The sequence below is a fragment of the Corynebacterium sp. genome (genome assembly GCF_030535495.1).
Taxonomy (GTDB): Bacteria; Actinomycetota; Actinomycetes; order Mycobacteriales; family Mycobacteriaceae; genus Corynebacterium.
Genome location: NZ_JAUNRW010000099.1, coordinates 1 through 7,458, shown reverse-complemented (window position 1 = coordinate 7,458; position 7,458 = coordinate 1). Strand labels below are relative to the sequence as shown.

The following is a 7,458-nucleotide window of genomic DNA, read 5'->3' as shown; positions in this document are numbered from 1 at the left end:
ACTGCGGGTTGGTGCTCAGGCCCTGCGACGGCGCTGCCTACCGCACTCGGACCGTGAGGCCGGGCGACGGGTAGAATGAGTGATCGTATCTGTACCCGGACTCAAGGAGACCGACATGGCTGATCATGCCCGCGCCGCCCGCTTGGCCAAGCGCATCCAGACGATCGTGGCCTCGGCCATTGAACGCGAGGTCAAGGACCGTCGCCTCGAGCTGGTCACCGTCACCGACACCCGGGTCACCGGTGATCTGCACGATGCCACCGTGTTCTACACCGTCCGTGGTCGCTCCATTGAGGACGAGCCGGACTACGATGAGGCCGCCGAGGCCCTGCACCGCGCCCGCGGTCAGCTGCGCAAGATCGTCGGAGATCAGCTCGGCGTGCGCTTCACCCCGACGCTCTCCTTCGAGGTGGACACCGTCCCGGAGGCCTCCGCCCACATGGAGGAGCTGCTCGCCCGCGCCCGCGCCCGCGATGAGGAGCTGGCCAAGCTCAAGGAGAACGCGCGGCCGGCCGGTGACGCCAACCCGTACAAGACGGACGAACGCTAGTGCACTCCTACGCCGAGGCCGCAGCGGCCATGGCGGCGGCCCGCTCCGTGGCCGTTGTGGGGCACGTACGCCCGGATGCCGATGCCATCGGCTCCATCTGCGCGACCGTCGGCGCCCTGCGACAGCTGGGTAAGCAGGCGGTGGGGCTCATCGGCCAGGCCGAGCCCTTCGCCGCCAATCTGCTCACCATTCCTGGTGCCCAGGAGGTGCAGTTGGTCGATCATCTGCCGGACGTCGACCTCATCGTCACCGTCGACTGCGGCTCTATCGACCGTGCCGGCACCCTCGCCGGGGCCATCGCCGCACGTTCGGAGGACACCGTGGTCATCGATCACCACTCCTCCAACGAGGGTTTCGGCCGCGTCAACCTGCTGGATTTCGACGCCGAATCCACCACCACCGTCCTCGGCCGCCTCTTCGACATCATGGGCATCGACCTCGAACCGCCGATCGCCCACGCCCTCTACGCGGGACTGCTCACCGACACCGGCAGCTTCCGCTGGGGCAGCCCCGCCATGCACACCTTCGCCGCCCGCCTCATGGACACGGGTCTCGACGTCCGCTCCATCGCCGTCGATCTCCTCGACTCCGGCTCTGTCGCCGATCTCCGTTTGATCGGTCGGGCCCTGGCCAGCGTCGAGGTCCATGAGGCCGGGAACCACCGCCTGGCGCTCATCATCGCCGACCACGATCTGGTCCGTTCCGGATCCCTGTCGGCCGTGGAGGGACTGGTCGATTTCGTGCGCTCGCTTGACGGCACCGATCTGGGTGCTGTGTTCAAGGAAAGCGAGCCCGGCGTGTGGCACGCGTCGTTACGCTCCAACGACATGGACGTCTCCCGCGTGGCCGTGGCGCTCGGTGGCGGCGGGCACATCCCGGCGGCGGGTTACACCTTCCGCGGCACCGCCGCCGAGGCCACCGCCGCCCTGGTGGAGGAGCTCCGCCGGCGGTGACGGTCTCCGCCCGGCAGATTTTCGCGCTGGCTCTCCCGGCGCTGGGCGTCCTGTCCGCCACCCCGCTCTACCTGCTTCTGGACACCGCCGTCGTCGGCCGCCTGGGGGCCTTCGAACTCGCCGCACTCGCCGTCGGCGCCACGGTCCAGTCGACGGTGACCACCCAACTGACCTTCCTGTCCTACGGCACCACGGCGCGGGCCTCGCGGCTGTACGGGGCGGGGCGTCGTGAAGAAGCAGTCGCCGAGGGGGTGCAGGCCACCTGGGTGGGGCTCGGCGTCGGGCTGTTTCTGGCCGCGATCGTCTTCGTTCTCGCCGGGCGCATCGGCCAGTGGCTGACCGGCGATGCGGAGATCGCCGCGGCCGCCGCCGAGTGGATCCGCATCGAGTGCATCGCCATCCCGCTCACCCTCATCATCATGGCGGGCAACGGGTGGCTGCGCGGTGTGCAGAACACCCGCAGTCCGCTCTGGTACACCCTCGCCGGCGTCATCCCGGGCGCAATCCTCATTCCCATCCTGGTCGGCGCGTACGGGCTCCCCGGGTCCGCCATGGCCAATGTCGTGGGCATCACGATCACCTCGACGCTGTTCCTGCTGGCGCTGCGGCGCGAGCATCAGGGGAGCTGGCGTCCCCGCTGGACGATCATGCGGCGACAACTGGTCATGGGCCGGGACCTCATCCTCCGGTCCCTGTCCTTCCAGGTGGCGTTCATCTCCGCGGCGGCCGTGGCGGCGCGTTTCGGCACCTCGTCCCTGGCCGCACACCAGATCATGCTGCAGCTGTGGAACTTCATCACGCTCGTGCTCGATTCCCTCGCCATCGCCGCGCAGGCGCTCACCGGGGCGGCGCTGGGCCGGGGGACCGTGGACGTGGCGAAAAGCGTCGGACGCAAGGTGACGCTCTATTCCTTCGTCTTCGCCGGCGCTCTCGGTGGGGTGTTCGCCCTCGGCGCCGGATTCATCCCCGGTATTTTCTCCACCGATGCCGGTGTCCTCGAGGCCATCACGGGGCCCTGGTGGCTCATGATCGCCATGATCATCCTCGGCGGCGTGGTCTTCGCACTAGATGGCGTCCTCCTCGGCGCGGGTGACGCGGCTTTCCTGCGCACCATCACCATCGCCTCGGTGCTCGGTGGCTTCCTGCCCGGCGTCTGGCTGGCGCTGCTTTTCGATACCGGCCTCACCGGCATCTGGTTCGGCCTCCTCGCCTTCATCATCATCCGGCTGGCGGCCGTGGTGTGGCGCTTCCAGTCGATGCGCTGGGCGGTGGTGGAGTAGGTATTACTTACCGTTCGCACGTGAACCCCACACGTAACACTCCGCGAACTGGGAAAACGCGCAGGGCTCCGAAACTTCACGTGTCAACGCGGACTCCCAGTTGGCACGGATTTCCGGACAAGCCCAGCCCCTGTGGTACATACAAAGGAAGGAGGTGCGCATGAGCACAACGCTGTGGGCCGTCAGCGACCTGCACGGCGCGGTCAAGGCGAACACCGCCCGGATCGATGAGATCCAGCCCGAGGACCCCTCGGACTGGCTCATCGTCGCCGGCGATGTCGCCGAGCGCACCGACCTCGTCGTGCGGATCCTCACCCAGTTGCGCCAGCGCTTCGCCCAGGTCATCTGGGTGCCGGGCAACCACGAGCTCTTCTCCCGTTCCCAGGATCGCTACCAGGGCCGCGACAAGTACACCGAGCTGGTCGACGCCCTCCGCGCCATCGACGTGCTCACCCCGGAGGACCCGTACCCCACGTTCGGCGGCGTCACCCTCGTGCCGCTGTTCACCCTCTACGACTACTCCTTCCGCGGCCCCGGCATGACCGTCGAGCAGGCGGTGAAGGCGGCCCATGACCGGCAGATCATGATGACGGATGAGTTCGCCATCGCCCCCTTCGTCGATGTGCGTGCGTGGTGCTGGGACCGGCTCGCGTATTCCATCAAGCGGCTGTCGCTTATCGACGGCCCCACCATCCTCATCAACCACTGGCCCCTCGTGCAGGAGCCCACCCTGGTCATGCGGCACCCGGAGATCGCCCTGTGGTGCGGTACCCGCCACACCCGTACCTGGGCGGAGCGCTATCACGCCGAGGCCGTCATCTACGGGCACCTCCACATGCCGGGCACCACGGAGGTCGCGGGCATCCCGCACATCGAGGTCTCCCTCGGTTATCCGCGGGAATGGGAACGCCACGGGCACCTCAACCCCTGGCCCTACCCGGTCATGCGCCTGGGAGGTGGGCACGATGCTTAATTCCTCCCTCTTCCCGGATGCCGCGCGCTTCTGTTACGTCATCACCGACCGCGAGCGCCCCGACCTGCAGAACTACCACGGCCTCCACCCCCTGGAGCAGGCGCTCGTCTCCCACTCCGTCGACGTGCGCAAGGCCGAGTTCGGTGACGCCCGCTGGTGCGCCCACCAGGCGCTGCGTGACCTGGGGGAGTGGTCGAATGAACCCATCCTCCGCGGTGAGCGAGGCATGCCCCTGTGGCCGCAGGACATCACCGGTTCCATGACACACACGGAGGGCTTCCGCGCGGCGGTCGTTGCCCCGCGCACCCACGTGCGTTCCATGGGTCTGGATGCCGAACCCGCCGACCCGCTCCCGCGCGAGGTCATCGGGTCCATCGCACGCCCGGGGGAGATGCCGCAGCTCGAGCGCCTGCAGAACGAGGGCATCGAGTGCGCCGACCGCCTGCTGTTCTGCGCCAAGGAGGCCACCTACAAGGCGTGGTTCCCCATGACCCACCGCTGGCTGGGCTTCGAGGACGCCGAGATCGACGTCCGCTCCGACGGCACCTTCGTCTCTTACCTGCTGGTACGCCCCACCCCGGTGCCGTTCATCTGCGGCCGGTGGATGGTGGAAGACGGGTACGTGATCGCGGCGACGGCGGTGACGTAGGGGGCAACGACCCCAGCTTCGTCCTACACTAGGCAACGAAAAACCCCGGCTGCGTGCCGACTCTCGTTCGACAGAGGCGTATGCCGGGGACTTCGTCGTCAAGAATAGCCTTAACAGGAGCCCCGGTCCAATGACACTGCCCGCCCATTTCTGCGCAGCATTAGATCGCTCCATCACACCGACAAGAATGGGGACATACCTGTCGGCGGCTGACGGGGATTCAGATCTTGCACGGGAACTCTATCTGTGGGACCGGGATCTTGCGGTCGCGTTTCTGGCTGACCTGGCGATTCTAGAGGTGGCGCTGCGTAACGCAATGGCGGAGCGACTGGAGGTTGAGTGGGGTTCCAAGTGGTACGCCAACCCAGAGATGCCATTAGACGACCGTTCCCTCAATGCACTTCATGTGGCCTGGAAAAGGATCGGGGAACCGAAGAATGCCGATAAGTTGGTGGCACAGTGCATGTTCGGATTCTGGCGAGGTCTACTTGACCGAGGTGACTACGTCGGAAAGGAACCTCGTCGCAGTCGATGTGACTACGAACGCCTGTGGCGCGGTGTACTGGACAAGGCATTCCCGGGTGGGCGTGCCGTAGCCAGGAATGACGGGGCCCGGTGGAATCGCGACTATGCGTTGGCGGTGGTCTCTCGCGTCAACGAGCTGAGGAACCGAGTTGCCCATCATGAGCCCTTGATCAATGGTCTGCCCCTCAAGGGCCAGAAGGCACGAATCAGTGCAGTAGATGCTCACCGTGACACCTTACGGTTAGCTGCCATGCTGGACCGCGACCTGCGGGACTACCTCATGAGCAGCTCACGGGTGCCGAAGCTGCTTGAGTCTCGCACAGGCCAGTGAACAGAGTCGTACCGACCAGAAAAACAGAGTCGGAACTTCTACAGCGTATTCGGCCGCGCCACGAACACCGTGGCCAGGCGCTTGCCCTTCTCCTTGATCAGCGCGATGGAGCGCCCGTCCGGCGCCACGGCAGCGTGCACGCCGTCCAACCCCCGCGGCTCGAGCCACTTGCCCATGGCCAGGGCCTCGGCCTCCTCGTCGGTCACCTCGAGGACGGGGTAGGAGCGGGCCAGCGCTTCGTCCAACGACAGCGACAGGCGCGGCGACTCCTCCAGCTCCTCCAGCGTGAGAGCGTCGGCCAGCAGGAAGGGGCCGACCTCGGTGCGTCGGAGAGCGGTGAGGTGCCCGCCGACACCCAGCGCCGAACCGAGATCGCGGGCCAGGGAGCGGATGTAGGTGCCCGACGAGCAGTCGACGGTGACGTCGATGTCGAGGTGGTCACCGGAGCGTCGATAAGCAAGCGCCTCGAAGCGCGACACGGTGACCGGGCGCGCGGGGATCTCCACGTCCTCGCCGGCGCGGACGCGCTCATGCGCGCGCTTGCCGTCGATCTTGATGGCGCTCACGGCGGCCGGGCGCTGCATGATGTCGCCGGTGAGCTCGGCCATGGCGGCCAGGACCTGGTCCTCGCTTATCGACGCCGCACTCGCCCCCGACACAACCTCACCCTCCGCGTCATCGGTGGTGGTGGCAGCCCCCAGGCGGATCGTCGCGTCGTAGGACTTCGTCGTGGCCACCAGGTGCGCGAGGAAACGGGTGCCGCGCTCGATGCCAACGACGAGCACGCCCGTCGCCATGGGATCGAGCGTGCCGGCGTGCCCGACGCGGCGGGTGGAGAAGATACGGCGGAGGCGGGAGACGACGTCGTGGGAGGTCATGCCCTGCGGCTTGTCCACCACGACGAGTCCGGAACTGGCCAGGGGATCAGTCATAGGGGGAAGTGTATGCCGTAGTCTGAAGCCGTGATTGTTTGGCACGGAATTGACACGGTCCCTGAGTCGCTGGCGGAGTCCATCGTGACGATCGGGGTGTTCGACGGTGTGCACCGGGGGCATCGTCAGCTCATCGAGCGTGCCTCCCAGCTGGCCGACGAACGCGGCGTTCCGGCTGTCATGGTGACCTTTGATCCGCACCCGATGTCGGTGTTCCTGCCGGAGCGCGCGCCGGTCATGCTCACCACCCTCGAGCAGCGCCTGGAGCTGGCGGGGAAGATGGGTATCGATGCCACTCTCGTCGTCGATTTCACCCGGGAGCTCGCGGGCCTGAACCCGGAGGAGTACTTCGAGACGTTGCTGCGCGGTGCGCTCAAGGCGTCCGCGGTGGTGGTGGGGGAGAACTTCACCTTCGGCAAGGATGCCGCCGGCACCGCCGATCATGCGCGTGAGCTGGGGGAAAAGCACGGCATCGACGTGGAGATTGTCACCCTGCTGCACGACGACGGCCAGCGCATCTGCTCCTCGAACATCCGCGACTTCCTTGACGCCGGCGACGTCGAGCGCGCCGCGTGGGCGCTGGGGCACCCGTACACCGTCACCGGACCGGTGGTCCGCGGTGCCGGGCGCGGCGGCAAGGAGCTGGGTTTCCCCACCGCCAACCAGTACTTCGCCGATGATGTCGCCCTGCCCGCCGACGGTGTCTACGCCGGCTGGTTCACCGTCCGCGGCCCCCGCGCCATCGACGGCGACATGGAGCCCGGTGTGGCCTACCCCGCGGCGATCTCCGTGGGCACCAACCCGACCTTCGGCGACGAGCGCCGCAGCGTCGAGTCCTTCATCCTCGACCGCGACGCCGACCTCTACGGCTACGAGGCCGATGTCGCCTTCGTCGGTTACGTGCGCGAGATGCAGAAATTCGACTCCGTCGAGGTGCTTCTCGACGCCATCCGCAACGACGTCGCCCGCGTCCGGGAGATCCTCGAGTGAAACTCATCCTCGACGTCGACACGGGCATCGACGATGCCTTCGCCCTGGCTTATGCGCTGGCGTCCCCCGAGGTCGAGCTGCTCGGCGTGACCTGCACCTACGGCAATGTGCTTGTCGACGACGCCGTCCGCAACACCCTCGCTCTGTTGGAGCTTTTCGGGCGTCCGGATGTGCCGGTGTACGCGGGGCCGTCGCCTGCGGGGTGGGCCGTGGCCGAGGTGTCGGCGTTCATCCACGGCACGAACGGGCTGGGGGAGGTGTCGTTGCCTGCGCCT

General features: G+C 67.2%; 9 protein-coding genes. 8 read left to right on the top strand and 1 reads right to left on the bottom strand.

Annotated features, from left to right (window positions below):
• Window positions 1–115: 115 nt before the first annotated feature.
• The 6 genes from rbfA (at window position 116) to Q4F73_RS10300 (ending at window position 5,261) form a co-directional block, all read left to right on the top strand.
• Window positions 116–550: a 30S ribosome-binding factor RbfA gene (gene rbfA, locus Q4F73_RS10325; RefSeq protein WP_303359264.1), complete on the top strand. Its 435-nt coding sequence runs from the start codon at window positions 116–118 to the stop codon at window positions 548–550.
• The gene (locus Q4F73_RS10320) at window positions 550–1,503 is read left to right on the top strand and encodes a bifunctional oligoribonuclease/PAP phosphatase NrnA (protein ID WP_303359263.1); all 954 of its coding nucleotides are present in this window, start codon (window positions 550–552) and stop codon (window positions 1,501–1,503) included. The genes rbfA and Q4F73_RS10320 overlap by 1 nt, the downstream gene beginning before the upstream one ends.
• Entirely contained in the window at window positions 1,500–2,783 is a 1,284-nt protein-coding gene (locus Q4F73_RS10315) for an MATE family efflux transporter (RefSeq protein ID WP_303359262.1), read from the top strand. The genes Q4F73_RS10320 and Q4F73_RS10315 overlap by 4 nt, the downstream gene beginning before the upstream one ends.
• A gap of 160 nt (window positions 2,784–2,943) precedes the next feature.
• Window positions 2,944–3,756, top strand: a complete 813-nt coding sequence (locus tag Q4F73_RS10310) for a metallophosphoesterase (protein WP_303359261.1) — start codon at window positions 2,944–2,946, stop codon at window positions 3,754–3,756.
• Complete coding sequence (locus Q4F73_RS10305) at window positions 3,749–4,405, top strand: 4'-phosphopantetheinyl transferase (RefSeq protein WP_303359260.1); 657 nt, start codon at window positions 3,749–3,751, stop codon at window positions 4,403–4,405. Before Q4F73_RS10310 ends, Q4F73_RS10305 begins: the two co-directional genes overlap by 8 nt.
• A gap of 130 nt (window positions 4,406–4,535) precedes the next feature.
• Window positions 4,536–5,261, top strand: coding sequence for a hypothetical protein (locus Q4F73_RS10300; RefSeq protein WP_303359259.1), 726 nt, complete (start codon window positions 4,536–4,538; stop codon window positions 5,259–5,261).
• 38 nt (window positions 5,262–5,299) lie between these two features.
• Here the strand turns inward: Q4F73_RS10300 and truB are convergent, their stop codons facing one another.
• Complete coding sequence (gene truB, locus Q4F73_RS10295; protein ID WP_303359258.1) at window positions 5,300–6,193, bottom strand: tRNA pseudouridine(55) synthase TruB; 894 nt, start codon at window positions 6,191–6,193, stop codon at window positions 5,300–5,302.
• A 30-nt stretch (window positions 6,194–6,223) separates the two neighbouring features.
• Here truB and Q4F73_RS10290 point away from each other — a divergent pair, with 30 nt between their 5' ends.
• On the top strand, window positions 6,224–7,183 hold the full coding sequence (locus Q4F73_RS10290; RefSeq protein ID WP_303359257.1) for a bifunctional riboflavin kinase/FAD synthetase: 960 nt from the start codon (window positions 6,224–6,226) through the stop codon (window positions 7,181–7,183).
• The coding region (locus Q4F73_RS10285) for a nucleoside hydrolase (RefSeq protein WP_303359256.1) at window positions 7,180–7,458 on the top strand (279 nt) is incomplete at its 3' end. The genes Q4F73_RS10290 and Q4F73_RS10285, both read left to right, overlap by 4 nt.